Source organism: Bradyrhizobium uaiense, assembly GCF_010811875.1.
Taxonomy (GTDB): Bacteria; Pseudomonadota; Alphaproteobacteria; order Rhizobiales; family Xanthobacteraceae; genus Bradyrhizobium; species Bradyrhizobium uaiense.
Map to the genome: position 1 here is coordinate 1 of NZ_VKHP01000928.1, position 245 is coordinate 245.

The window sequence follows — 245 nt, forward strand, 5'->3', positions numbered from 1 at the left end:
GTGCCAAGATCATCTCCATTCCTGAGAAGGTTAAGCATCCCTTGGCGCAGTCCGTGGCGAAGGTTGTGTGCCTGCTCCAGTTCGTCCGGACGGTTCATCGGACGCCGGAGAACATCGCGGCTGCGTTTCCGCAGGTTTTCCGCTTCGATGAGCGCCTGCTCCGCGTTGTCTGCGAGATCGACATGGAAAGAGACGTCGCCGGCCACCTCTTCATTACCGCCGACCATCAAGCCGGCCTTGAACGT

1 protein-coding gene is annotated in these 245 nt (G+C 59.6%); it reads right to left on the reverse strand.

Translation table 11 applies throughout. The annotated features are described in order from the left end of the window. Positions 1–245: hypothetical protein (locus FNJ47_RS48145; protein ID WP_163163744.1), on the reverse strand; the 245-nt coding region annotated here is incomplete at both ends.